Annotated in this window: 1 protein-coding gene; it reads right to left on the bottom strand. The window is 48.2% G+C overall.

Annotation, left to right across the window (positions count from 1 at the left end; all coding sequences use genetic code 11):
* Positions 1-245 precede the first annotated feature (245 nt).
* A partial coding sequence (locus tag OSC10802_RS54545; protein ID WP_232731695.1) for a hypothetical protein occupies positions 246-452 on the bottom strand: 207 nt, incomplete at its 5' end.

Below are 452 nucleotides of genomic sequence, written 5' to 3'. Positions count from 1 at the left end.
TGTAACGCGCAAGCCATACCTATTATAGCTTATAGCTATCTTATCTATACAAAATCCGGTTGATTTGTATGGAAGCCTGGGAGTGGGCACCACTCAAAAGGGGGCTGACGCCTTACACTGTTAATATGCCCGAGTCAGAGTGCCGGTGGCAAGATATGTCCTCTCCTGAGTGTGGATCTCTCACCGGCAGCTCCCCACCTTTCCCTGATGCATGCCTTAAGCTAAGCCACCCCGCTGCAGGATGTTCATATTGTGATTAACCGTATTTTGTCTAATTTTATAACGTGTCTGCCATATCCCTTAGGGGTTATAGCTGCCTGCTCTATTTTATATCCGGTTAATTTGTATCGAAACTGGCCGGGTGCCGGTGATTGGGCGGTTTCCGCCTTACACTGTTGATAGGTTTGAGTCAGAGTGCCGGTGGCAAGATATGTCCTCTCCTGAGTGTGGAT

Origin of the sequence: Kamptonema formosum PCC 10802 (assembly GCF_000332335.1) — a bacterium.
GTDB lineage: Bacteria > Cyanobacteriota > Cyanobacteriia > Cyanobacteriales > Oscillatoriaceae > Oscillatoria.
Note: the sequence above shows the minus strand (reverse complement) of the source record. Positions and strands in the feature narration are given on the sequence as shown.